22 protein-coding genes and 2 pseudogenes are annotated in these 25,203 nt (G+C 54.3%); 17 read left to right on the top strand and 7 right to left on the bottom strand.

Annotation, left to right across the window (positions count from 1 at the left end; translation table 11 throughout):
* Nucleotides 1-258: 258 nt before the first annotated feature.
* On the top strand, nt 259-1,263 hold the full coding sequence (locus tag ACFQUU_RS10690) for an integron integrase (RefSeq protein ID WP_382246698.1): 1,005 nt from the start codon (nt 259-261) through the stop codon (nt 1,261-1,263).
* On the opposite strand, the pseudogene ACFQUU_RS10685 reads toward ACFQUU_RS10690, so the two are convergent.
* The 6 genes and pseudogenes from ACFQUU_RS10685 to ACFQUU_RS10660 form a co-directional block, all read right to left on the bottom strand.
* A pseudogene (locus tag ACFQUU_RS10685) lies at nt 1,226-1,513 on the bottom strand (transposase domain-containing protein); the annotation flags it as partial. The gene ACFQUU_RS10690 and the pseudogene ACFQUU_RS10685 overlap by 38 nt on opposite strands.
* A gap of 345 nt (nt 1,514-1,858) precedes the next feature.
* Nucleotides 1,859-3,130 (bottom strand): hypothetical protein, encoded by a 1,272-nt coding sequence (locus tag ACFQUU_RS10680; RefSeq protein ID WP_382246695.1) that lies wholly within the window; start codon nt 3,128-3,130, stop codon nt 1,859-1,861.
* 48 nt (nt 3,131-3,178) lie between these two features.
* Nucleotides 3,179-3,808, bottom strand: a complete 630-nt coding sequence (locus tag ACFQUU_RS10675) for a hypothetical protein (RefSeq protein WP_382246693.1) — start codon at nt 3,806-3,808, stop codon at nt 3,179-3,181.
* 17 nt (nt 3,809-3,825) lie between these two features.
* On the bottom strand, nt 3,826-5,481 hold the full coding sequence (locus ACFQUU_RS10670; protein WP_382246690.1) for a hypothetical protein: 1,656 nt from the start codon (nt 5,479-5,481) through the stop codon (nt 3,826-3,828).
* Between the two features lie 164 nt (nt 5,482-5,645).
* Entirely contained in the window at nt 5,646-6,167 is a 522-nt protein-coding gene (locus ACFQUU_RS10665) for a hypothetical protein (RefSeq protein ID WP_382246688.1), read from the bottom strand.
* Nucleotides 6,164-8,113: a hypothetical protein gene (locus tag ACFQUU_RS10660; protein ID WP_382246685.1), complete on the bottom strand. Its 1,950-nt coding sequence runs from the start codon at nt 8,111-8,113 to the stop codon at nt 6,164-6,166. The genes ACFQUU_RS10665 and ACFQUU_RS10660 overlap by 4 nt, the downstream gene beginning before the upstream one ends.
* A gap of 84 nt (nt 8,114-8,197) precedes the next feature.
* Between ACFQUU_RS10660 and ACFQUU_RS10655 the strand changes: the two are divergent.
* Nucleotides 8,198-9,526: pseudogene (locus ACFQUU_RS10655) on the top strand (YifB family Mg chelatase-like AAA ATPase); the annotation flags it as partial.
* A gap of 22 nt (nt 9,527-9,548) precedes the next feature.
* On the opposite strand, the gene ACFQUU_RS10650 reads toward ACFQUU_RS10655, so the two are convergent.
* Nucleotides 9,549-11,015, bottom strand: coding sequence for a PLP-dependent aminotransferase family protein (locus tag ACFQUU_RS10650; RefSeq protein WP_382246682.1), 1,467 nt, complete (start codon nt 11,013-11,015; stop codon nt 9,549-9,551).
* Nucleotides 11,016-11,193: 178 nt separating this feature from the next.
* Between ACFQUU_RS10650 and ACFQUU_RS10645 the strand changes: the two genes are divergently transcribed.
* From ACFQUU_RS10645 to ACFQUU_RS10575, 15 genes are all read left to right on the top strand, one after another.
* Nucleotides 11,194-11,526, top strand: coding sequence for a hypothetical protein (locus tag ACFQUU_RS10645; protein ID WP_382246679.1), 333 nt, complete (start codon nt 11,194-11,196; stop codon nt 11,524-11,526).
* Nucleotides 11,523-12,515 (top strand): AraC family ligand binding domain-containing protein, encoded by a 993-nt coding sequence (locus ACFQUU_RS10640; RefSeq protein ID WP_382246676.1) that lies wholly within the window; start codon nt 11,523-11,525, stop codon nt 12,513-12,515. Before ACFQUU_RS10645 ends, ACFQUU_RS10640 begins: the two co-directional genes overlap by 4 nt.
* 31 nt (nt 12,516-12,546) lie before the next feature.
* A complete protein-coding gene (locus tag ACFQUU_RS10635) occupies nt 12,547-13,527 on the top strand; it encodes a DMT family transporter (RefSeq protein ID WP_382246673.1) in 981 nt (326 codons plus the stop codon).
* Nucleotides 13,528-13,589: 62 nt separating this feature from the next.
* The gene (locus ACFQUU_RS10630) at nt 13,590-14,132 is read left to right on the top strand and encodes a hypothetical protein (protein ID WP_382246670.1); all 543 of its coding nucleotides are present in this window, start codon (nt 13,590-13,592) and stop codon (nt 14,130-14,132) included.
* A gap of 126 nt (nt 14,133-14,258) precedes the next feature.
* On the top strand, nt 14,259-14,603 hold the full coding sequence (locus tag ACFQUU_RS10625) for a DUF1840 domain-containing protein (RefSeq protein ID WP_382246668.1): 345 nt from the start codon (nt 14,259-14,261) through the stop codon (nt 14,601-14,603).
* Nucleotides 14,604-14,620: 17 nt separating this feature from the next.
* The gene (locus ACFQUU_RS10620; RefSeq protein ID WP_382246665.1) at nt 14,621-15,490 is read left to right on the top strand and encodes an alpha/beta hydrolase; all 870 of its coding nucleotides are present in this window, start codon (nt 14,621-14,623) and stop codon (nt 15,488-15,490) included.
* Nucleotides 15,491-15,591: 101 nt separating this feature from the next.
* Nucleotides 15,592-16,230, top strand: coding sequence for a LysE family translocator (locus ACFQUU_RS10615; protein WP_382246662.1), 639 nt, complete (start codon nt 15,592-15,594; stop codon nt 16,228-16,230).
* Between the two features lie 36 nt (nt 16,231-16,266).
* Nucleotides 16,267-17,574, top strand: a complete 1,308-nt coding sequence (gene rsmB, locus ACFQUU_RS10610) for a 16S rRNA (cytosine(967)-C(5))-methyltransferase RsmB (RefSeq protein ID WP_382246659.1) — start codon at nt 16,267-16,269, stop codon at nt 17,572-17,574.
* A gap of 215 nt (nt 17,575-17,789) precedes the next feature.
* Entirely contained in the window at nt 17,790-18,368 is a 579-nt protein-coding gene (locus tag ACFQUU_RS10605) for a DUF4390 domain-containing protein (protein WP_382246656.1), read from the top strand.
* A gap of 2 nt (nt 18,369-18,370) precedes the next feature.
* Nucleotides 18,371-20,665, top strand: a complete 2,295-nt coding sequence (locus tag ACFQUU_RS10600; protein ID WP_382246653.1) for an ATP-binding protein — start codon at nt 18,371-18,373, stop codon at nt 20,663-20,665.
* An 82-nt stretch (nt 20,666-20,747) separates the two neighbouring features.
* The gene (locus ACFQUU_RS10595; protein WP_382246650.1) at nt 20,748-21,476 is read left to right on the top strand and encodes a response regulator; all 729 of its coding nucleotides are present in this window, start codon (nt 20,748-20,750) and stop codon (nt 21,474-21,476) included.
* 6 nt (nt 21,477-21,482) lie between these two features.
* Nucleotides 21,483-21,845 (top strand): GTPase, encoded by a 363-nt coding sequence (locus ACFQUU_RS10590; protein ID WP_382246647.1) that lies wholly within the window; start codon nt 21,483-21,485, stop codon nt 21,843-21,845.
* 166 nt (nt 21,846-22,011) lie between these two features.
* A complete protein-coding gene (locus ACFQUU_RS10585) occupies nt 22,012-22,269 on the top strand; it encodes a DUF3567 domain-containing protein (RefSeq protein WP_057292409.1) in 258 nt (85 codons plus the stop codon).
* A gap of 472 nt (nt 22,270-22,741) precedes the next feature.
* Entirely contained in the window at nt 22,742-23,410 is a 669-nt protein-coding gene (locus ACFQUU_RS10580) for an SAM-dependent methyltransferase (RefSeq protein WP_382246644.1), read from the top strand.
* 321 nt (nt 23,411-23,731) lie between these two features.
* Complete coding sequence (locus ACFQUU_RS10575) at nt 23,732-25,186, top strand: sigma-54 interaction domain-containing protein (protein WP_382246641.1); 1,455 nt, start codon at nt 23,732-23,734, stop codon at nt 25,184-25,186.
* Nucleotides 25,187-25,203 lie beyond the last annotated feature (17 nt).

Raw genomic sequence — 25,203 nt, 5'->3', positions numbered from 1 at the left:
ATGGCATTTCGGCGGCCACTCAGAAACTTCGGCGATTGCATTCCCCGCAGCGAGTTCTTCGCTCAGGATTTGCTCCAGCGGTGCAGCCATAGCGGGTCGGTCGGTGCGATTGTTCATGAGGTATAACTGTGAGTTAGATGGCTTGTTCTGCCGGTAAGCACGGACTTAGGCTGATAAGCACTTGGGCTTGATCCGACGCAAACCGCGCCTGCACTGGCCTCGGCAGTATACTGTATATTCATACAGTGATAATTTCCCGTGAAACAAGGCTCATCCGAATCCATTGCTGACCGTCCTCCCAAACTGCTTGATCAAATGCGCATGCGTATCCGCGAGAAACATTACAGCCTGCGGACTGAGCGCGCCTACGTGTATTGGGCTCGATGGTACATTCGATTTCATGGACTTCGCCATCCCAAGGAGATGGGAGGACCTGAAATACAGGCGTTTATGTCGTTTCTCGTCAACGAACGTCATATTTCTGGTTCCACTCATACCCAAGCGCTGTGTGCATTATTGTTTCTATATAAATCAGTGCTGGAGATTGACCTCCCCTGGATCGAAGGTATCCATCGCCCGAAGCGGCCACCGAAACGACCAGTTGTTCTAACGCCTCAAGAAGTCAATCTCGTGTTCGCGCAGATGACAGGCGTACATAAGTTATTTGCACAAATGCTGTATGGCACTGGCATGCGCTTATCCGAGTGCGCGGGTCTGCGCATCAAAGATGTGGATTTCCAGCGCCGGGAGATCACCATTCGCGAGGGCAAAGGTGGCAAGGACCGGGTGACAATGTTGCCGTTGTCACTGGTTGCCCCTTTGCGCGAGCACATCGAACAGTCCCGGTTGCTGTGGCATGAGGATCGAACTTCCCTTCGGCCGGGTGTCATGCTGCCTCATGCATTGGAGCGCAAGTATCCGAAAGCAGGCGAGCAACTGGGTTGGTTCTGGGTCTTTCCGTCAGACCATGAGTCCACCGATCCCCGGTCCGGTATCGTGCGCCGGCATCATATCTATCAACAAACAGTTCAACGTGCCATCAAGCGCGCAGTGGAAGCGGCCAAACTGACCAAGCCGGCGACTACACATTCATTTAGGCATGCATTTGCCACGCAGTTGCTGGAGTCGGGATACGACATCCGGACCGTGCAAGAGCTGCTTGGCCACACAGATGTTTCCACCACGATGATTTACTTGCATGTACTCAACAAAGGCGGCCGAGGGGTCACATCGCCAATGGACCAGGCGAGCCTTCAAGCTTAGTAAAGTGCCACGGTAGAAATTCGTCAACGCGGTTGATGGGGTGGTCGGCGATGTGCGCCAGGACATGACGTAACCAGGCTTCCGGATCGACTCCGTTGAGCTTTGATGTGCCAATGAGCGAATAGATTGCCGCAGCACGTTCGCCGCCCGAATCGGCACCGGCAAAGAGATAGTTGCGACGCCCAATCGCTACACCACGCAGGGCGCGTTCGGCGGCAGAATTGTCGATCTCGATTCGACCATCATCGCAACGGAATGGCGACGATGCGTATGGATTGAGTCGGATTTGACTGGTCAGATCATTGTATCCACGATAGCCTTTGTGGCCACAAACCGGATGGGTGCCCCGCTGCTCATCATCGACAGGTTTGCTTATCTCGTCCAGACGGCCAAGACCTGACGCTTACCAACAAAGGTACGCGGGGAGTATCGTCGCCGATCGATCTAGGATCAACCTTCTGAGCGTCCGCTCTGGAGCATCGAGGCACTCCCCTGATCGACTTCTTACGATCTAACTCGAAAGTTCGACTAGTTTCAATCGAGAGCAAATGAGACAGGAGCTCCTGGTTCGAGTCTGGTTCACTACCGCTAAAGTTTATTTCGTTTTCTTTAACTTACGAGTTCGTTCTATCTTCGATTCGGCTAGCCTAACCTTCAGGTGTTGAACTTCCATTTCCAATTCAGCTATCCGTTCTTTCGGCGTCATTTCGTCATTCAGACGAAACCTTCCCTGTTTTCTACTGACGTATGGCGCAATTGAGTCTGCATTTCGATGCCCTAATGCCAAAGATACCGACGCCGCTATTGATGCGACACTTGTATCTAGACCTTGTTCTTTCCTGACTAAAATTTCGTTTTCAATCTGGTCATTTGTGAACTTGCGTCTCATACTATGGATATTCGCACCATGTTCATGATTTCCTAGACTATCGTGTGCTTTGCCAAATATCTGCGACAGACTGTTGTCTGTAAGGGGTTTCCCCGTTTTGAATGAAAAGAAAAGCCTACCCTTTGCTTGTTGTTCAGACCAGCCTTTCGCCCTCATCATCGGAGTACGTACATTTTCTATGTAGTCTGCAATGCGATATGCAAGTCGAAACGGTATATCGTACCGATTTTCATAACCAAACTTTTGTGAGTCCGGAACTACCGAAAGGTCGCCGTCGGACCGCTCAAGCTGCTCGCCTGAGAACTGATCCGCTCGCAGTGAATTGATTGACGAACGTCGCAAGCCAACTCGATTTGCCAATTCTAATATTAAAATATTTCGTGATGCGATAACGGTTGGATAACTATTCAAAAAGTGCGCCGTCAGCTCTTCTACGTCCTTAGACGTTGAAATATATTTTGTTTGATGTTTGGAATGACTTCCAACCTGCCTATATAAAAGTGGATACCGCCACTTATCATTACTCGAAAACCGTAGCTTTTGGTCTGAAGTTTTGTATGGCCTCTTGTTTCTTCCTAAGATAGATTTGACCTGACAGCCAAGAGGACCGATCAAAAATTGCTTTGCTTTCTCAACATCTTGAAACCATTCAAGAAACAAATACACACGGCGCAGTTTCGCATTGACTGTTCGACGAGCTGCCCTCTCACTCCCTGATGAATTCGCATTCACCATTACACGTTTGAATTCTGCGTCTCGAAATTTTGTAAGAACAAGGTCGCTCGCATTACATAAATCGATGCCTCCCGCTATCAGAAATTCCAAGAATCGCTTTACATAAATGGTCTCACCTTTTACCGTTTTTTTATTCAACGCTTCAACTGTCGAGAGATACAGACAGTAGTCCATCAACGGAAATACAAGGTCTTCTCCTGTCGGACCATACGCGGTTAACCCAATGTGTTCACCTTCATCCATCCATGAAACTTGAATTTGACGTTTCCTGAAGACGTTCATCTTTAATGATTAAGGCTTAAGATTTTTCAATGGCAGCACCTGTTGTATTCTCCTAACCAACGCCGCGTTTTGTTCTCGAGCGCTATTCAAGTCATCTTGTAGCTCTGAAATTGCTCTGTGAGATTCCTCGGATGCGAGTTCAACTAATTCGGTTAAACGAAGATTTTCACCTTGAAGAATTTTCATCTGTTTACGGTGATTGTATAGCTCTTTCTCTAGCAATCTAAGACGACCTTTTTCAATTACAAGTTGGCTTCTTAGACTATTTAAAGTATCGGGCTTTTCAATATAACTTTGCTCTTTGCGTTTCCGCCTAAGTTCCGCAATGAGCTTTTGCACGCATTGACGCAAGCTTGTGTGGATTCTCAAAGTATCATTTGCATTTTTTCTAAAGATGGGGAACGCTCGTAAGGTTTCGGAGCAATTTTGGCTGCCGTCCCATAAGTTAAATTGCCGAAGGCTCTTCGGAAAATAGTCAAGTTCGTGCAGACCACTGCTCAACATTGGCTGACCGGCCTCGTTGTACCGACGTGGAATTCCTTGCGATACCCAGTGCTCGAGGATTCCAATCTTCGTCTTAATATTTTGGATTGCGCGCTGCTGATTCAACGCAGCTATGCCTCCACCGTTTTTCTTCAAATTAGTATGCGACGCGGTCACTTGGTGTCGCTTCCGTCGATTTTTAAAGGTTTTCCAAGTCTCGTCTCGTACAATGCAATTATTCTTTCTAGATTATTGGCATCTCTCTCCGCATTCAGAGCCTCAACAGTTCCATTTTGTTTTGCCAGTGCGTTCAGATTTGCGAGATCGCTATAAAGGTTATTCAAATACTTTCGATTCGAATGGTGATATACGCAAGGTCCACACGTTTCTGCATTCGCTCTTTCTCTATGGAGGGAACTTTCCGTGTTGCGCTTGCAGTTTGCTAGATGAATACTCCTAGTACTTCCAGCCATACATTGCCCGTGACGCATAGGAAGCGGCGAATGTCCACGCTCTCTCAAGATCTCTGCCAGGTGCTGAGCTGTTTGCGCCAGGTCTTTCACGTCAAAGGTTATATGCTTTGCCATTCTTGAATAAACAAATTTAATGAATCGCGTGTAACCGCCCAGGAGTGATTCGCCAGCAATGATTTCTAGGATCGTCTCGATGAGAAGTTCATCACTTACGGTAGTGAATTCATTTTTTATGGCGCTAACGTGTAGATCGAACGCTTGCCGACGTTTAGAAACTTCTTTCTTGAATTTTTGCCCTATGCTTTTGGCGTCATCAATAAACCATGGATCTGTTACATAAATCAGTGTCGTACTAAGATTGGTATGTTGTAGCTGGTGCGAAAGCGACTGCAGTGTGGCATTTGAATATCGATAATAGAACAGCAACGCGTAGCCTCGTCTAAACATATGCGGAGTAGGCACAATAGTAGAGTTTTCACCGAGCGCGAATTTTACAAAGTCGGCTGCGGCTCCTCTCGAACGCGTTTCGAAATTGAACCAACATCTGTCATAGCCGACCCCCTCAATTCGACTGAATCTGCGGTAGGAAAAAAGCGAGCGCTCTCTTTTAGGAGTGTCGCTTTTCCTGCGCCGTCCGAGCGCCTCATCAACATCACTGAACGCGTTTTGGATGCGATCCAAAATCGCAGTAGCGTCGACTGTAGCCTGATTTACGTAGAATGAAAGGTAATCGCAATACGTTTTTTCGATATAAAACTCAGCTTCATACAGCCGCATGTCCCTATTTCGAACAGTTATGTAACCGCTATGTATGCCAAATCTCCGGTGAGCAATCTCGTCGCGACGGCGCGCATTCATTGTTGCAATTATGAAGAAGCAAGCTGAGTACAAGCAAAGAAGGCACGATCGAAATGATAGAGTTCCTGCGGAAATACGTACCATGTCAATACCCGCGAGTCGTGCCGGTAGGTTTGTATCTAACCACTCTTTGTTTTGGGAGTTAAAGAAGACTTTATCGAGGTCGTATCCGAGTACCTCGCGTTTCTCGCCGTATGCCTTGATTACGGAATCGCATAATTCTCTCAAAAGCAGTTCAATGTGCGGCCCGTATTCATAGATCCATTTAAAACCTTCGAAGAATATACGTGCCGTTTCATCGGCTCCCAAATTCTTAGTACGGCCTACTGGCTTACCGAGCTTTTTTGATAAAGTGTGACCTGTAGGATAGGGAATAATCCTGGCGCCGAGATTTAGAGGTAAATCGTATAAATGATTTATCCAATCAAATGACTGACGCAGCATACTTGCTGATGGAGCATAGTCGCCAGACTGGCAAAGTATTTCGTTAATGTGCACGCTAGATACATAGCCGTCTCGTCGTGCTTTAAGAATTTGATCAATCGCGCATATGTAATTTTTGGTCTCTCTTCCGCGGACGTTTGTACCAAGTGCCGCTTGAAAGCGTTCAGTGTTTAATGAGCCTTGACGAACGCCATCACGACTACTTTCAAGAAGTAGTTTCAGTCAGATTTGGAGGCGTCGATACAATATTTTGCAAATCGGTGTTGAACATCTAACGCTCTTTGCCATCCCCCTGATGCCAACTTCGTCGCAAGTTTCTGGTAATCGCTTTTTTCCCACTGATTAAATTGATACCTATTTGATAGCCACGAATACTCAAAAAACTTTACGATTGTTGTAAGGAGCATCGCACCTCGTTTATGCCGACTCTTTTCCGCTCGTGCACGAATCAAATACTCGTTTATAGCAAGCACCACCGAAGCGGCAAGGGTAGGCTGGCTTGTAAGAGTTTGCGGTCTTGGATATACGTTGTTAGGTGGTAGCCAGTATTTTGACAAATCGTATTCGACCAGATTCGACTCATCTGATCGAGCGTCAAGTCGTTTGATTTGTATTCGCCATCCGTTTAATAACTCAATATCTGGCCCGAGCAGCGAACGTACGTCGTCTTCGAACGTTTTTGGATGACTTATGACCTGTGGATCATCAATGAGTCCAGTTTTCTTACCTTTCGATCTCAACTCGTTTCCTTGACACGTTTTTCGATCTGACGAAGCACATTTGCATATGGGCCGTTTGCCAAGAAATCGTATAAGCCGTAAGTAAATAGAATGCTTGGAGCATGAATTTTCTCAAACGCTGACGCATTCTGATCCATTAACCTTCCCCAATTCTTGGCATAGTACGTTCGCTTTCGAACAAGCTCTTCGATGCGCGTTCTTGTGATGACCATCCTCCGTTGTGGACAACCATCCCCAAGGTGACATGCAGTACCTGTACATATTTCATTTTTTATGTACTCTTCAAATGGCGGTGTTTTAGGGTCGGCACAGCTTGTGCCGTCGCCGATTGGCACTAACAATTTTTCATCGATATAACGTTCGTCGAAATGAGGAATTTTCCCTGCCAATGTGGCGCCCATGCGGAAAATAACCGTTGCTTCTAGCCTTCTTGAAAATTCAAGATTTATAGATGAACTGATCCGTTTCATGAATTCGTGTTCGAGATAACGACCTGTCGTTGAGATGCTGCTATGCCCGGCGATGCGTCGTACCGTTTCTACGTCTTTTGATCGTAGCTGCTCCGCTAAGAGAACTTGAGTTCGAATTTGGTCGAAACTAAAGTGCGGAAGCCTATATTTTTTTATGAAATGTTCTAAGGCATTTTGAAAGCCAATGTATTGCTCTCGATACGGATAAGTCCTTCCGACCGAGTAGCTAAACCATAGCCTTCGTTCGTTTTTCTCAACGATACCGAACTGACGTAGCGCAGTTAAATTCCAAAGAAGTAAGTTGATGGCATACACGCTACGAGGAAGAGTCGAATCTAGTACCGTAGAAGGTGTATCGTCGTCAGTTTTTGATTTGTAACCTTGGATTTCCGCCTGTTTTACCGCTTGAGTGACTGTGCGGCCGCCTTCCTTAATTCGTTCAGTTGTAAGGTTAATCAAAGAATTCGAGTTCCACCCCGTGTAACAGAGGAGCAAAACGAATACCGCTATTAGTTCATTAGAGCTCATACGCTCTGGAAGGAACAGTATGTTGCGCGGCATCGCACCGGCAAGTTGATCTACAGTAAGGCCTAGTACCTGCGGCAGCAATGTGCGTATCGTTGGAAACGATACACGTTTATCAACAGACGAATGGACTTTTAATTCGCGAGCTAGCTTCGCATATATACCTAAACGACGTTCGGGCGATATAGTGATTTCGAATTTTGACAAAACTGATTCTGAGCCGGATTTGACTACCTGTTTTCCGATACGAATTTCATCTGCTGAGAAACGCAATTTCGAAAGCTGATTGAGTTTCTCTCGTGCTGTTTCCCAAAGCTTTAGCTCAGAAATGCAAGCATCAATAATGAGTTTTAAATCTGACTCGACTCGAATCCGCCCCTTCTTATGAAGGTCGTCTAAGGTTGTATGTGTAATTGCTCCAAGTGGTTCTCGTCTTTCTGTGCCTTCAAAGGAAACGTGTTCTAAGTCACTTATCATCGCTCGTGGAAGCGATGATAAATACATTTTTGTCGAGAACCTAACCGTTCGTTTGGAGATCTCATTTCTGAATGGGATAGCACCAGCAAGGTCGAAGACGTACTTTCGAAAATATGTCGAAATCCGATCTTTTACGGACTTTGACCACCTACCGCTGTTTATCAAATTCTGTTCAAAGATTGTAAAAAAGCGCCGCATTTCACTTTTACCAACTATGTCGGGATGCAGATTAAGAACTTTGTTGCATTCAGAATCAGCTACAGCAAGTTGGTATCCATAATGCAAGGCGACAATGTCAGAGGTGGACTCTTTTTTAAATTTAGATTGCTCACTCAATCTAGTTGCCAAAATTCTGAACCAAGAATCGCGATTCAAAGAGGAAACGTCGAACGCAACGGCACGATCATAGTTGCGCGTTCGCATTTTGTGCGTAGTTAATATTTCCACGACATGTTTGTTAGCTACTTTGCTCATACAGAGTGGTCTTCTATGTGGAAATACGAATGAATATAAGATTAGTACCATATTGCTCATTCCACGTAGGATACATTTACCGGGACCGTCAATCTCGCCCCTGCCGATCTGCCCAAGGAATCCGGCCGCTTTGATCTGCCGATTGCGCTCGGCATCCTCGCCGCGTCCGAGCAAATGCCCGGCGACGAACTGGCCAAGTATGAATTTGCCGGTGAACTATCGCTGTCCGGCGAACTACGTCCCATCCGGGGCGCACTGGCAATGACGTATGCCATGCATCGTGCCAGTGGCACTTCCGGAAAACAGCGTGCTTTTATCCTGCCGCGCGCCAATGCTGACGAAGCGGCGATGGTGACCGATGCATCGATCTACCCGGCGGAATCGCTGCTGCAGGTCTGCGCGCACTTTGCGTCACGCGACAGCAGCGCCCGTCTTGCCCGCCATCGCGCGGAAGCCGCACCGGCGAGGCCGGTCTATCCGGATTTTGCCGACGTCAAGGGACAGGCACAGGCCAAACGTGCGCTGGAGATTGCCGCGACAGGTGGCCACAGCGTACTGATGGTAGGTCCTCCGGGCACCGGAAAATCCATGCTTGCGCAACGCTTTCCCGGCATCCTGCCGCAGATGACCGACGAAGAAGCGTTGGAATCGGCCGCAGTGCAATCGCTGACCAGCGGCTTTTCAATCGCTCGCTGGAAGGCCCGTCCTTACCGCGCGCCGCACCATACCGCATCCGGCGTGGCGCTGGTCGGCGGTGGCAGTACGCCGCGCCCAGGAGAAATCTCGCTGGCGCATCGCGGTGTGCTCTTTCTTGATGAACTACCCGAGTTCGATCGCAAGGTGCTCGAGGTGTTGCGTGAACCGCTCGAGTCTGGACACATCACGATTTCACGCGCGGCACGACAGGCCGATTTTCCCGCCCGTTTTCAATTGATCGCCGCGATGAATCCCTGTCCCTGCGGTTACCTCGGTCATGTCGCCAATCGTTGCCGCTGCACGCCCGATGTGATCGCACGCTATCAGGACAAGATTTCCGGGCCGCTGCTCGACCGCATCGACATGCAGATACAGGTCTCCGCATTGCCGCATGACGAGTTGCTGCGACAAGCCAATGGCGAAGCGTCGAGCGCGATCGTCGATCGGGTAGAGCTTGCGTTCGACAGGCAATTGCAGCGTCAGGGCAAAAGCAACCATGCATTGACGACAACGGAAATTGATCTGTACTGCAAACCCGACGATGCGGGTGAACAGATTCTGCGCACCGCGATGACGCGCCTGCATTGGTCGGCGCGTGCGTATCACCGGGTACTGAAGGTGGCGCGCACGATTGCCGACATGGACGGTACCGGGATTATCACGAAGGCACATGTGGCTGAAGCGATTCAGTACCGACGTGCATTGCGTGAGCATTAACACGCATACTCCCGCTGTCAGCCTATGCGACGTCCCGCGCCAAATCCGAGACGATATGCCCAACGCGCCGTATCGCATCATCGATATCCGCCGAATAGCGCCAGCCACAACTGACACGCACAAAGGCATCGAAGCGATTCGAATTGGAAAACATCGATCCCGGCGCGATCAGGATGCCATCGTGCAATGCCGCATCGAATACCTTTTGCGAAGACAGCTTGTGGGGCAATTCCATCCATAGCGTGATGCCGCCATTGGGCATGGTAAGACGCGTACCAAGCGGAAAGCTGGCCGCGATTGCTTCAGCCATGCGCTCGCGTTGTGGCCGCAGCGCGGAACGCAGGCGGCGCAGGTGACGGTCGTATCCGGTGGAGCCGAGGAAGTCCGCGGCGGCGATCTGCGACCATTCTTCATTGTCGCGGGTATGCGCATACTTCAGCATCGCGACCCGCGCCTGCCATTTGCCGGCCACCATCCAGCCCAGCCGCATGCCGGGCGCGAGCGTCTTGTGCAATGACGCGCAATAGATGACGTTGCCGCTGCGGTCCCAGGCCTTCAATGCATTCGGCGGCACTTCGCTTTCCACCAGTGCGGTATAGGTGTCGTCCTCGATCAGCGCGACGCCGTTGCGTTCGCAGAGTTGCACCAGCCGCTGTTTGTTCACGTCGGGCATGATGCTGCCAAGCGGATTCTGCAAATGCGGTACCACGACGACGGCCTTGATGTGGTCGTAGGTTTGCATCGCCATTTCCAGCGCTTCGATTGACAGGCCGCTACCTGCGCTGGTGGGAATTTCAAGTGCGCGCAGGCCCAGGCTTTCGAGGATTTGCAGCAAGCCGTAAAAGGTGGGAGATTCCACCGCCACAGTGTCGCCCGGTTGGGTGACGGCGCGCAGTGCCAGGTTGAGGGCTTCAATACAGCCATGTGTGATGGTGACCTCTTCCGGTGCCAGCACCATGCCGTTGGCAAGCGCTCGTTTTGCAAGCACTGTACGAAAATGCAGATTCCCGCCTGCCGGCGTGCTGCGCACCAGTAGTTCCGGATAGCGGCGCAATGCGCGGATGGCCGCATTCTTCAGGTGTGCGGCTGGATAGAACTCGGGCGCGGCGCGCGCACCGGAAAAATTTACCTTGACCGGCATGGTCCGGCCTTTTGCGATGAAGTCCGATACCCGGGCATGGATGCCGACATATTGCGCCGGGTCCGGCGGGACAGTGGTGTTTGGCTCATCCGGCGGCATGATGGCCGCGCGGCGCGGCTGGCGCACAAAGTAGCCGGAACGCGGGCGCGCTTCTATCCAGCCCTCGCTTTCAAGTTGCCTGCAAGTCTGCAGTGCGGTTGACAGGCTGACATCGTGCAGCCGCATCATGGCCCTTACCGATGGCATGCGTTCGCCCTGCGCGATGGCGCCTGCCCTGATCGCGCCAAGGTAGTGGTTTGCCAGTTGCCGGTAGAGTGGTTGCTCCGGTTGCAGTCGTTGCACGTCCATATCGCATGATCGCCTGCCCGGGCTTGGCCGGACAGATATAGATATTGATAAAACGAACAATAACAGATGGCCTAGCACGAAACTGTTCCGGTTCACCAAACCGTTTCTTGTGCCTGTTACGGTGTGTGCATCGTCCTTACGATGAAGGCATGCCAACTAATAGAAAAGAAGGTGTGCGATGGAAGAGTTTTCACAAAGAATTATTCTGCAAGCGGGACAACGCCTGCCTCGGTACGTCAAACCCGGTATGCACATCGTGGTTGTAGCTGGCGGTCTGCGTATCGAGGGACCGCTGTCCACTCCGGATGGGCACACGATGCGACCAGTCGTTGCCCTTCGGGAAGGCGAGACACATCTGGTTTCGGATACCGGATGGATTTGCCTGTCAGCGACATCCACGGCCGAGTTGATATGCATGGGCGGCAGCGCCGAAGCACGGTCGCTGTGGCGACGCCTGCTTGCGGCGCTCGGCTTGATGCGTCGGGGGACGGCGTCGCGCTATGGCACATGAGTATTGAAGACACTAAGCTGCTGCGCGCGCCACGCGATAACGTTCTATCATGGCGGGTATCTACAGCACACGACAGACCCAGCCTTGTCGGTACGGCAATACCGGGTGGCGTGTTATTACGACCGCAGACACCGCAGCCTATGTTCCAGCATCCGTCCGAATTCGTTACCTTCAAGGCCAGCCCGCATCTGCCGGGCGTGGAGCTGTATTCCGCACGCCTTGTCGACCATGCGTTTTCGCCGCATGTGCATGACGGCTATTCGCTCGGCGCAATTGAAGCGGGGGTGGAGCGCTTTCGTTATCAGGGCGAGGAACATATCGCACCGGCCGGTACACTGGTGCTGCTCAATCCGGATGAGTTACATACCGGACAAGCGGAAGTCGATAGCGGATGGACTTATCAGATGCTTTACATCGAACCCGCTACCTTGCTGCAGATGACGGGTAGTGAAGCTTTCTTTCCGGATGCAGCGGTGCATGACCCGGTGCTCGCGAACGCCTACCGGAAGACATTTCGCCAGATGTGGAATGCGCCTGATGACATTGCTTTCCTGTCCGGCTTTACGCACCTGGTTGATGTGGTTGTCGCACGCTATGGCCGTAATGCGCGCGATGTACAGCCAACCTCGCCGCGTGAACGCAAACGCATGGCAGGCATGCAGAGAGTCGTCGATTGCATCGAAGCGCATCTCGACGAAACACTCAGCATCGAGACTCTGGCGGCGGAAGCGGGTTTATCGGTATTTCATTTCGTGCGCAGTTTTTCAGCGACCTTTCATGCAACGCCGCACCAATACCTGCAGGCCCGGCGTGCGGCGCGCGCCAAGTCCCTGCTGGCCCGGCGCGTAACGCCATCGGACGCCGCGGCGGCCGCAGGCCTCACTGACCAGAGCCACCTGAATCGCTGGTTCAAACGCACCTACGGCGTCACACCTGCACAATACCAACAGCAAATTGGTACAAGACCACAGGGATACGTCCGCGCATAATCGGCCCCTCTGTCCTTTTTTCATTTGCATCATGCTGATCGGTTTACTCTGCGCTCTTGGCGCTGGCCTCATGTGGGGTTTGGTCTTTGTTGCCCCGCTCATGCTGGGCGACTATCCAGGCCTCATGCTTTCGTTCGGACGCTATCTGGGTTTCGGCCTGATTGCGCTGGTACCGGCGTATTTCGACCGGCGACGGATCGCCGCGCTGACGCGCACCGACTGGATTGCAGCCCTCAAGCTCGCGCTGGTCGGCAACATTCTTTATTACGCCGCGCTCGCCACCGCGATCCAACTGGCCGACGCGCCTTTGCCCGCGATGCTGATCGGCACGCTGCCGGTCATTATTTCCATTTTTTCTAACTGGGCGCCCGGCCATCCATCGGAAGCGATTGCGTGGAGACGCCTCGCACCATCGCTGGTGATCATTTTTGGCGGCCTCATGCTGGTCAATGCCAGCGAACTGGCCCATCTCGATGGTTCGCGCTCGCTGCGCGACTATGCCTTGGGCTGCTGCATTGCGTTGGGCGCGCTGGCCGCGTGGACCTGGTATCCGATCATGAACGCGCGTCACATGAAGCAGCATCCGCATATTCGTTCCTCGACCTGGTCGACGGTACAGGGTCTGGCGACATTGCCGCTCGCGTTGACCGGTCTGGCCGGCTACGGTGCGGTCAACGCAGTCAGCGGCGGCAGCTATGATTTCCCGCTCGGCCCACGACCGTTGCAATTCATTGGACTGATGCTGGTATTGGGCCTTTGCGCGTCATGGCTGGGCACCATGTTATGGAACAAGGCCAGCCAGAAGCTTCCGACGTCCCTGGCCGGCCAGCTGATCGTCTTTGAGACCTTGTCCGCGCTGTTGTATGCATTTATCTGGCGCGGGACGGTACCGAACGTGCCCGTCGTGGCCGGGATCGTGCTGCTGTGTATCGGGGTGATGCTGGGTATGCGCGCTTTCCAGCAAGCCGGACACGGAGCGGCAGCCGAGGTGGAAGAAGTCGCTGCCGGGTAGGCCGTATTTGCCGGCCTTTCTGCACAGCGTCGTTCACCGGCCGCAGCTGTTACCATGGCGGCATGTTTCCGATCACATCTACCCGTTTATGCAAGGTGGCGTGCATTGCCGCCACCGCATTGCTGCTCGCCTGCAGCCCCAAATATGATTGGCGCGAAGTTCGCAGCGCCGATGCCAACTTCCTGGCGATGTTTCCCGGCAAGCCCGCATCCCATTCCCGTCCCGTTAATCTGGACGGCACCCAGGTGACGATGAGCATGACCGCTGCCGAAGTCGATGGCGTCACTTTCGCCATCGGCAGCGCAGTGCTGGCGGACCCCACCCAAGCCCAGACAGCCTTGCTGGCCATGAAAACCGCCCTGGCGCGCAACATGGCGGGTGCGGTGCGGTATGACAAGTCGGTGGCAACCCCGACCGCGCCGGGCATGACCGAAATCGAAGTCGCCAGCCCGGCAGGTGCTGGTGCCAGCGGTCAGCCGCGCCTGTTGATCGCCCGTTTTGCCACACGCGAACGCCGGGTCTACCAGCTGGTCGTGGTCGGTGCGGAAAAGAATATTTCACGCGAACAGGTTGATACTTTCTTCAGTTCCTTCAAGCCGGGTTGAGCAAAGCCTGACTTCACGAAGCCAGTCACTGAACCCGGGAAGGCCACCAATTGTCTGATTTGGCGTATAGCAAATTTGTAAAGCCATGCTATCGTTTAATCATATCGAATCGAAATTGGAGGCTCCATGTTGGTCAAATTCAAATCAAAAGCCGCTGCCGAAGTGCTGATGTACGAAGAGCATGCCAAGCGCATTCTTGATTTGCTGAACAAGGACGTCCGGCGTGGCGTTATTACCGCCGAGGAAACTCCCCTTGCCGTAAAGCGACTCGAAGCGGAAATCGCGGAAAGCCGGCTGCATCCGACATCGGAGGAAGTGCAACGCGACGTGCGCGCCCATCATGGCGAGCATGGCGATGACAACGAACACGAACCGATCGAATTCGTTACCTTTGCCACGCGCGCCTATCCCTTGCTCGAAATGCTGCGTGCGGCCAAACATGAAGGCCACGACGTCATGTGGGGCGTCTAGTGGAAAAGGCGCCGACCATGGCAACATTTGCCGCGGCCGCCCCGGTCGAGCGTCGGCTCAATGCCGCCGACGGCACATCGCTGTTTGTCATGGACTGGTGCCTGCCCGATGCCAAAGGCGGCGTCGTACTGATGCATGGCCTTGGCGAACATTGCGGCCGCTACACGCACGTTGCACGGTTTTTCAATGAATGCGGCTGGTCGGTTCGCGCCTACGACCATCGCGGCCATGGGCGGTCCGGCGGACCACGCGGCGACATTCCCGACAGTGAAGCGATGTTGCGCGACGCCGCTATTGTCATCAGTAATTTCACGGATCGATTCGATGGGCCGCCGCTTTTGCTCGGTCACAGCATGGGCGGGCTGTTCGCGGCACGTTTTGCCACGGCCGGCATGGCTAGGTTACGTGGATTGATCCTGTCTTCCCCTGCCCTGAGTGTGCCGCTATCAGGCGTGCAAGGCATGCTGCTCAAGGCGTTAGGCGCGGTTGCGCCCGGACTGGGCGTCCCCAATGGCTTGCAGACGCGATACCTGTCGCATGATCCCGCCGTTGTCGCCGCTTATGAAAAAGATCCATTGGTGCATTCAAAGATCAGCGCGCGCCTGCTCACCGGCATGCTGGAAGCCGGGGCCTGCGCGCGACATCATGCGGCTGCGCTCAAGATACCAACACTCTTGCTGGTCGCCGGTGACGATCACCTGGTCGATGCTTCCGGCAGTGAAGTGTTTTACAACAGACTATCTCCGGGTGTCGGCACCATGCACCGCTATGCCGACTACTATCATGAAATTTTCAATGAAGTTGGGGCGGCGCGCGTCTTTGCCGACCTGCGCGACTGGTTGTCCCAACAGGAGACTAGGGTGCTGAAGCCCGAACACGCGGCCTGAAGCCGATCGTTTTTGCCGTTAAGCGGGTTTGCCGCCGACAACGGCTACAATCCTGTCTTTATCCCACTGCATCTGCACCCGCACTTCTGCGCGACCGTATCATGGACTCCTTCGGCATTTACAATTTCGGTCTTTTCCTGGCTGCCGTGCTGTTACTGAATGCGACACCCGGACCGGACACCGCTTACATCGTCGGGCGCAGCATTGCGCAAGGCCGTTCCGCCGGCCTGATGTCGGCACTCGGCATCTCGGCCGGCTGTTGCGTGCATGCAGTGGCATCGGCAGTCGGCCTGAGTGCGGTGCTGGCCGCATCGGCCACGGCATTCATGCTGGTCAAGCTGGCGGGCGGCGCTTACCTTATTTATCTCGGCATATGCATGCTGCTGGCCAAACCGGCTGAGGACAACGTGTCGGCCGCACGAGCCGATGTGCGGCCGCTACGCACGATTTTCTGGCAGGCGATGCTGACCAACGTGCTCAACCCGAAAGTCGTCCTGTTCTTTCTCGCATTCATGCCGCAATTCGTTCAGGCGGATGCGCCGCACAAGACCCTGGGCTTCCTGTTTCTCGGCCTGGCGTTCGCCTTCATCAGCATGGGATGGAATAGCGGGACAGCTTTCCTGGCCGGCACGCTGGCGCGTCGCGCCAGCAATAACCCGCAAGTCAGGCTGTGGCTGGAGCGGTTTGTCGGCGCAGCCTTTGTCGGACTCGGTGTCAAGCTCATGCTGACCCGGCCATAACCATTTGAAAACACGCAGACCAACTGCGTTACCCCCGTGTCAAAAATTCAACTCAAAAACGACTCTCTTGCCTTCAGCCTGTACGGTGCGGCACATGCCGTAGCAAAGGTCAAGGCAGGAACCGCCCTGCCACAGGCGCTGGCCGCGGTCTTTGCGCGGGACAATCCGTTGCCGCAAGCGCGCGGGGCGATTCAGGACATTTCCTACCGCACGATGCGCCGGCTTGGCCAGGCAGAAGGCCTGCTTGGCCTGCTGGCCAGCAAGCCGCCTTCGCCGTCGGAATTGCATGGCCTGCTGTGCTGCGCGCTGGCGCTGATGCTACAGACCGGCGACGATGCCCCTTATGAATCCTTTACCGTAGTCGATCAGGCCGTCACCGCTTGCGCGGCCGACCCCGGGATGGCGCACGCAAAAGGCATGGTCAATGCGGTGTTACGGCGCTTCCTGCGGGAGCGCGATAGCCTCCTCCAGCAAGCCGGCAAGCAGCCGCCGGGACAATGGAATTACCCGACCTGGTGGATCGACAGTGTTCGCAGCGCTTATCCGTCGCAGTGGCAAGCCATTCTCTCGGCAGGCAACAGTGCGCCACCACTGACCTTGCGGGTGAACCGCCGCAAGGCCACGGTGACCGAATATCTGCAGACACTGGAAGCCCACGGCATGGCCGCCACTGCCATCGGTCCGTTCGCCGTTCGCCTTGAACGTCCGCTACCGGTCCAGCAGATTCCCGGCTTTACCGAGGGCGTGGTCTCGGTGCAGGACGCCGCGGCGCAACTGGCAGCTCCCTTGCTGGACCTGCAAGACGGCATGCGCGTGCTCGATGCCTGCGCAGCGCCCGGCGGCAAGACCGGACATATTCTTGAGCAAGCGGCGGTCGACGTCACTGCGCTGGACAGCGATGCCCACCGTCTGACACGCATCAATGAAAACCTGCAGCGGCTGCAACTTGATGCAACGCTACTTCAAGGCGATGCCGCGCAGCGCGACTGGTGGGATGGCCGCCTGTTCGACCGTATTCTGGCCGACGTACCGTGTACCGCTTCCGGCATTGTCCGCCGTCATCCGGACATTCGCTGGCTGCGACGCAAAGCCGATACCGCGCAACTTGCCGCCTTGTCGACACAAATCCTCGACAATCTGTGGCAAATGCTACAACCCGACGGCAAACTGCTGTTTGTCACCTGCTCACTGTGGCCACAGGAATCGGAAGCACAGGCAGCCGCATTTGCAGTCAGAAATGACGCCATCCGGTTGCCGGCGCCGGGCCAGTTGCTGCCGACTGCAGGGCAACAGGAAGATCACGACGGTTTGTTCTATGCGCTATTCCAAAAGAGCAGCGTCTGATAGTATCTTTTTCGATAAACCGGTCACCGCTGGAAGGACGCATGAATACAACTGTTTGCAGTTTTGCATTTTCTTGCCTGGATTGTTCCAGCGAGGCCATGGCATGCCGTCATACGGGCACGACGCCGCGAGCAAACACGCCGACATTGCAATGCTGATCAGGCAATATTTGAGTACCGACATGTCTCATCATCCCTGAACGGCGCCCGATACGAGTGACTCACCGTTTTTTCCGATTCCTGACAGGCTTTTTCCTGACGGCGATTCTGCTGGCGCCGATAGTCACGCCTTCCGCACACGCCGCGGAAGGCGTCGATATTACGCATGCCAATCTGGAAAGCACCGAGGACGGTTACCGGCTGGCCCTGGGATTTTCATTCGAACTGACGCGTGGTCTGGAAGACGCGATCACACGTGGCATCCCGCTGTATTTCACCACCGAGGTACAGATCAATCGTCCACGCTGGTACTGGTTCGATGAAAAAACCATCACGGCGTCGCAGACTATCCGGATCTCCTACAATGTATTGACTCACCAATACCATGCATCGATCGGCGGGCGCCTGCAACAAAGCTTTGCCACGCTCGACGATGCGCTGTCGCTGGTGCGACGGCCGAGCCGCTGGATCGTGGCCGACAAGGGCGCGCTCAAGCCCGGCGAAATCTATTATGTCGCGGTCCGCATGGGACTCGATGTGGCAAGGCTACCCAAGCCATTCCAGGTCCATGCGCTCAACAGTTCCGACTGGCGTTTTTCGTCAGACTGGCTGCAATTCACTTTCAAGGCTGAGTAACCGTGCAGCGTTTCCTGCGTTACTTCCTGATCGTTGGCGGCGCTATCGTCAGCATTTTGCTGTTTCTGCTGGCGTCGGCCTCCGAGAATTCTGCTTTCTTTGACCGGCACTATCCCGAGCTGCTGGTCCTTAACGCCGTCATCGCGGTTGCCCTGCTCGCATTGGTGGGCCTGCTCCTCGCCAGGCTATACAGAGGCTATAAACGGCGCGAGTTCGGCTCGCGGCTGATGGCGCGGCTGGTCCTGCTGTTCGCCATGATCGGCATCCTGCCGGGCACCGTCATTTACATCGTTTCGGTGCAATTCGTATCGCGCTCGATTGAATCCTGGTTCGACGTGCGGGTCGAGTCAGCGCTGGAATCCGGCCTTACCCTGGGACGTACCGCGCTTGACGGCTCGCTCGCCGACCTCACAGGCAAGGCACGCAGCATTGCCCTTGAATTGTCCGAGCTGTCCGACGCGGCGCAAATCACCCAGCTGTCACGTGTGCGTGATCAAAGTCAAACGCAGGAAGCAACTATCGTTACGTCGAGCGGTCAAATTGTCGCGACCGTCGGTGGCCGACTGGGAACCTTCATTCCCGACTTGCCGAATGCGACGATGCTGCGACAGGCCCGCCTGACGCGTTCGTATTCAGCCATCGAGGGAGGCTTTGATTTTCACGAGAATCCTGCCAAGGAAGAGAACGCCTCGGGCGGACAGCCGAACGCCGCTTCCGCAAGCGATGCGGGTGGCTTGCGCTTGCGTGTGGTGGTAGCAATTCCCGCATCGAACAACGAGCTCAGCCTGCAAAGCGAATCGCGCTTCCTGCAGCTGCTGCAACCGGTGCCCGCGCATCTGGCGGCCAACGCTGAAGCCTTACGGGCCGCTTATAGTGAGTATCAGGAACGCTCACTGGCCCGTACCGGCCTGCGCAAGATTTATATCGTCACGCTGACCCTGACTTTGCTGCTGGCCATTTTTGGCGCGATTGCAGCCGCATTCCTGATTGCAGGCGACCTTGCGCAACCGTTGCTGGTGCTGGCTGAAGGTACCAAGGCCGTCGCCGAAGGCAATTTATCGCCGCGACCCATCGTCGCCAGTTCCGACGAACTTGGCACACTGACCCAGTCGTTCAATACCATGACGCGGCAGTTATCGGAAGCGCGCATGTCCGTTGAACGCAATCGTGCTGCGCTGGAAAACGCGAAAGCTTACCTGGAGTCGGTACTGGCCAATATGTCCGCAGGCGTCATGGTGCTCGACGGACAGTTCCGGCTGGTAACATGCAACGAGTCGGTCGAACGCATCCTGCAGCATGATTTCAATCCGCACATCGGCAAACCGCTGGTTGGCATCGATGGACTGGAGCCGTTGGCAACCGCGATCACCAAGGCATTTTCGGAACAAAGCGCACAATCGGCGGGCAGCACCGAGGAATTGCATTGGCAGAAACAGATTGAAATACCTCGTCCTACCGCGAGCGTCGAAAATGACAACAACCTTACCTTGCTGGCGCGCGGCTCGTATCTGCCGATCGCAGGAGGAAAAGGTTATATCGTGGTGTTCGACGATATCTCCGACGTTATTTCCGCCCAACGGTCCATTGCATGGGGTGAAGTCGCACGGCGTCTGGCCCATGAGATCAAGAATCCGCTGACGCCGATCCAGTTGTCGGCGGAGCGTCTGCAGATGAAACTGGAAGCCAAGCTGGCGGACGCGGATGCAGCAATGCTGACAAAAAGCACCGCTACCATTGTCAATCAGGTATCGGCCATGAAGCGCATGGTGGACGATTTCCGCGATTACGCGAAAACGCCGCCGGCGGTGCTGACGCCACTGAGCCTGAATGAACTGGTAGAGGAAATTCTGCATCTCTACACCGCCGGCGATGAACGTGACATCATTCATGCCGTGCTCGCCCCGAATTTACCGCAGGTAATGGGTGATGAGACGCAACTTCGGCAAGTGATTCACAATCTACTACAGAATGCGCAGGATGCCGTAGCCGATCGCCCTGCTGATGCGACGAAAGCAAGAATTGATGTATTGACCGAAACAGTGCACTACCAGGATTCGGACGGCGAGAGCCGTACTGCGGTAAGGCTGTCGGTGACAGACAATGGTCCCGGTTTCTCGTCGAAGATCCTGGCGAGGGCATTTGAGCCCTATGTCACATCAAAGGCAAAAGGCACCGGACTGGGCCTCGCGATGGTAAAAAAGATTATTGATGAACACGGTGGCCGGATTGATATCAAAAACCAATCAAGCGGCACTGGTGCAAAAGTGGCAATTTTGCTGTTAAAGTTAGCGACGTGACAAGATTTTGGCTTTTGCATGCTGAAGTGCAATGGTGCATACGAACAAACTTGGCGACATTGGAAGCAGATAAGGTAAGCATATGGCAAATATTCTGGTAGTCGATGATGAAATGGGAATCCGCGAATTACTCTCGGAGATCCTGGGAGATGAAGGCCATGTCGTCACCACCGCGGAAAACGCGCAACAGGCACGCGACGTCAGGGCTCAGGGTGCACCCGACCTGGTGTTGCTTGATATCTGGATGCCAGACACCGATGGCGTCACACTACTCAAAGAATGGCAACGTGACGGCATGCTGACGATGCCCGTCATCATGATGTCTGGACATGCAACCATAGATACAGCCGTGGAGGCAACGCGGATCGGCGCGCTAAATTTTCTCGAAAAGCCGATCGCTTTGCAAAAATTACTCAAGGCCGTGCAGCAAGGGCTCACCCGGACATCCGAAACCATCCGTCCCACGCCCGTGTACCAGCCACGACCCGCCCCAGTTGCTCTGGAAGAACCTGCGACTGCAGCGGCAGTGGCGACGGCCGCCTATGCACCAGGGTTAAATACCGGAAATGGCATTGCACAGTCCCCACAAGTGCCAGTCCAAGCCGAGACGGCGGTATTTGGACTGTCCTTCGATATGCCGCTGCGGGAAGCCCGCGACGCCTTTGAGCGCGCGTATTTCGAACACCATCTGGTTCGTGAAGGCGGCAGCATGACGCGCGTTGCCGAGCGTACCGGACTTGAGAGAACACACCTGTATCGCAAACTCAAGCAGTTGGGCGTCGAACCAAGTAAAGTCTCCAGAAAAGGCTGATGCCGGGTGACCCTGACAACGCTGGTAACCGGTTCCACTGCGGCAAAACGTGAGGCGGCAATCGCCGCCTTGCTTAAGCCGCAGCTCTCCACAGCGCTCATCCTCGAAGGCCTGCCCGATGGCGGTGCCGGCTCGCTGGACGACAGCGCACATGTCCCTACCCTCCTTGTTTCCCGTATTGCGCCGGGTTGCCTGTGCTGCACCGGTAATCTGACCATGCGCGTGACCCTGAACCGCATGTTGCGCAAGCGCCCTGAACGCCTTTTTATTGCTCTGGCGAACTCGGAACATCTGGACCAGATCCGCCTGTTTCTTTCTCAAGCTCCTTACGACAGCCTGCTTCAGCTCACAGCCGACCTTCAAACTTGAGCACGTGAAAACGGGCCAATCAGGGCTTGCGTATGCAGCGGACCGGGTAGTTGTCAGTTCTCCAACACGGAATTTGGGCGTCCATCTTGAAAAGAAGGGAGGTGGCCTCATTTTTGCATCAGAGGGAAGTGGGTTAACCACACAATCCCGTAACAAGGAGCGCAATATGAACTTAATCTACAACAGCGAGCAGTACAGCGTGGTGGAGTTTGGTGCAGACGATGGCCGCGAGGCCTTGCGCTTTGGCGGATATGAAATTATGGATAAGTCCGGCAAACGTGAAATCTTCATCGGCGGTACTCTTGCAAGGTCGTTCCGCGAAGAAGTGGAAAACCTGATTGCCACCGAACCCAGCGTTGAAGAAATCGACGACTTCCTCGGTAAATATGACGCGTTGATGCGCCAGCCGGTCACGCTGCACTAGTTTTTTCAATGCTCGCCACGGAATGCCTGGCATTCTGTGGCGCTTAAGCAGATAACGCGGCCATTCCTACGGCCACTGCTGCGCCCGACTCCTGCCCTATTGGCATGATCGCGGCATCCGCCCTGACTCCTTGCAAGACTGAGTAGCCCATCGACCATGACCGGTGGCGGTCATACTATCGCGTCTTGAGGATGAACATGGTGCGCTGGCAAGCCAGGTTGCAATGAATGCGGACGCCTCGTGCTGTGCGTAAAGCATAAACATGCCAACACGGGAAGATGCACAGGGCAGCCAGCTACCAGCACGGCAGCTTGTTTGATGCTGATGAGTCCTCAATGCAGGCAAAACGCTCTGCTGCACAGCAGTCTTTGCTGCTGCGCGCTGTCCACGGTATAGCGGTCCCATTACAATCTCGGCGTGCAACACCGTCCGCACTCGCTATTGATGACGGATACTTTCCCAATTTCCACCTATGTACGCCAACTCCAGTCCCGTCAGCAGTACCCAAACCGACATACACGAGCACTTATTTACACTTGTCGATAAACATGTTCGCACGCGGTTTCACAAGCCGGTCATGCCTTACAACACGGAAGCCTTTGAACGCAGTATGGCCGCATGGGTGAAAGCCGGTTCACCGCCACTGATTCTGGATGCAGGCTGTGGTGTCGGACTGTCTACGTTGCATCTTGCGACTCTTTATCCTGATCATTTCGTTATCGGCGTCGACCAATCAGCTGATCGTCTTTCTCGTAAGACACTCTGGTCGGGAACACCACCAGAGAACTGCATGACCGTACGTGCCGACCTGGTTGACTACTGGCGTCTGATGCACGCGGCAGCCGTACGCCCGGCACGGCACTACATTCTGTATCCCAATCCTTGGCCAAAGCAGGGACAACTGGCCAGGCGCTGGCATGGCCACGCCGTTTTTCCTACCATTGTCAGCCTTGGCGGCGAACTGGAATGCCGTAGTAACTGGCGTCTCTATATCGCCGAATTTGCGGCGGCTCTCGGACGACTGACCACAAAAACGATCACTTGCGAAGCGTACATTGCCACCTCGCCCATCACACCGTTCGAGCAAAAATACACGGCATCCGGTCACGACCTTTGGCGCTGTCGTGTCTCCCTGGGATAAGGGTCGATCCTGACTGAATTCATTAAAAAAGACACCATGCTGCAGGCAATAGACCGACAAAGCCACACTTATTGACAAAAAACAAATGCCTTTCCAGTTGAAAGGAAATCCCCTATTTATGGCATTGTTCGGCCTGATAAAAGCAGCTAAGCTCAGTCGGGTTCGAGTCTCATTTCAGACTCTTTTGCCAACGTTTAGGCGTCGAGGACACCGTTAATTGCCCGAGCGCGATTTGCGGTGGCAGGACCTGCACCGGATGCTGCTGACCGTTTCCACGCGGGCTCGATGCTTCAATAAGCATCAACAAGAAAGTATTGTGAAATGCTTTACGCGTCTCATTCTGCACCTGCGGCCCAGCCGGTCCTGGTATTGCGGCTTACAGGCCGCAACGGGCCGGCGTGCCAGTACACCGACGTGCTGCGTGGACAAGGGTTGAGCCTGATCGAGTGCTTCAGTTTTGAAGCGGCCAACGATGCCATACAAGCAGGATGTCGTGTCGGCCTGCTCAGCGTCACTCATGTAGCTGATCTCGCGCATCTCGACAAATGCGAGCCGTTTGTCAGCAATACCCGGATCACCTGGGTTGGCCTTGTCGCCCAGGAATTGATTCCGTTGCCACGCATGCGTGAATTCATCGGCGAGCATCTATTTAATTTCATCTCCATTCCAGCACAGCTTGACCATATCGTGCTGACTCTACGTCATGCCTGGGGCATGGCATATCTGCGCGATTTCAAGAATGCCTCTTCCATCCAGCCGACGCCGCTCAACAACGACGGCGATTTTGCGATGGTCGGCAAGACGCCGCAGATGCTGCAGCTGTTCAGCCAGCTGCAAAAGGTAGCACGTACCAATGCATCGGTATTGATTACCGGGCCTTCCGGTACCGGCAAGGAACTCGCTGCGCTGTCTATCCATCGTCAATCGGCACGCAGGAATGCGCCCTTCGTGGCAGTCAACTGCGGAGCGATTGCACCGCAGTTGTTCCAGTCCGAACTCTTCGGCTATGAGAAGGGGGCGTTCACCGGAGCGAACCAGCGCAAGATAGGACGTATCGAGGCCGCTCAGGGCGGGACGCTCTTTCTCGACGAGGTCGGCGACATGCCTTACGACATGCAGGTCAATCTGCTGCGCTTTCTTCAGGAAAAGACCATTGAACGTGTCGGCGGCAACGACAGTCTCGACATTGATGTACGCGTGATTGCGGCAACGCATGTCGACCTTGCCGAGGCGGTTGCGCAAGGCCGTTTTCGTGAAGACCTGTATTACCGTATCAATGTTGTCTGCATCGAGATTCCGCAACTGGCGGACCGTGGACAGGATATCGAAGACATCGCCAAATATTACTTCTCCAAGTTCGCCAGCATGCACAACCGCAGTCTGCGCGGATTTTCCAAGGCGGCCATGAATGCAATGCTAAGCCATTCATGGCCGGGCAATGTGCGTGAACTCGTCAATCGGGTCCAGCGCGCGACGGTGATGGCGGAAGGACGATTCATCCAGCCGGAAGATCTTGGCTTGAACCGTGGCAGCGCCGATACGCAACTGATGTCGCTTGAGGATGCGCGTGCAGCGGCGGAACGCACGATGATCAGGCGCGCGCTCGCACAGTCACGGAACCAGATTTCGCGCGCCGCGTCACTGTTGGGCGTATCGCGGGTGACACTGTACCGGCTGATCGAGAAATACAACATCCGGCCGGAGGTGATCACGGGAGCGGGACGCAGCTTTGCCGGAAACGCTGGCGCCAATGCAGACATGGAAGCGCACAAGTAAGGAGTTGGTGGCTCACT

It is taken from the genome of Herbaspirillum sp. GCM10030257 (genome assembly GCF_042666555.1).
Classification (GTDB): Bacteria; Pseudomonadota; Gammaproteobacteria; order Burkholderiales; family Burkholderiaceae_D; genus Noviherbaspirillum.
Note: the sequence above shows the minus strand (reverse complement) of the source record. Positions and strands in the feature narration are given on the sequence as shown.